We start from the raw sequence: 631 nt of genomic DNA on the forward strand, positions 1-631 counted from the left end.
AGGGTTCCTCAGCACTGTTCGTCAGCTGAGGGTTAGCCGGTCCTAAGTCTCACCGTAATTCGAATGAGACGAAATGGGAAGCAGGTTAATATTCCTGCGCCATCGTTCATTGAAAGTCGACGCCTTGGGGTAGACCGAGCCGGGCCATCGCCCGGTCGAACCGTCCAACTCCGTGGAAGCCGTAATGGCACGAAGCGGACGAACGGCGGGATAGAGCAATTCGGTTCAACCTGGGGCCCGTGAAAAGACGAGAACGATGTCCGTACCGAGCACCGACACAGGTGCCCATGGCGGAGAAAGCCTAGGCCTGTCGGGAACAACCGACGTTAGGGAATTCGGCAATCTAGTCCCGTACCTTCGGAAGAAGGGATGCCTGCCTCGGGAAGAGGCAGGTCGCAGTGACTNTTACAGAGCAATTGTGTAGGTCGGCGTTCTGATCGGGTGGAAGCACGGCCGAGAGTTCGTGTGGACCGATTTGAAACGAAAATCCTGGTCACAGTAGCAGCGAAAGTCGGGTTGAAATCCTGACGGCCAAAAGGGCAAGGGTTCCTCAGCACTGTTCGTCAGCTGAGGGTTAGCCGGTCCTAAGTCTCACCGTAATTCGAATGAGACGAAATGGGAAGCAGGTTAA

Annotated in this window: 1 rRNA gene; it reads left to right on the plus strand. The window is 55.6% G+C overall.

What is annotated here, in order from left to right:
* Window positions 1-631, plus strand: a 23S ribosomal RNA gene (locus tag C475_RS24500); the annotation flags it as partial.

It is taken from the genome of Halosimplex carlsbadense 2-9-1 (assembly GCF_000337455.1).
Taxonomy (GTDB): Archaea; Halobacteriota; Halobacteria; order Halobacteriales; family Haloarculaceae; genus Halosimplex; species Halosimplex carlsbadense.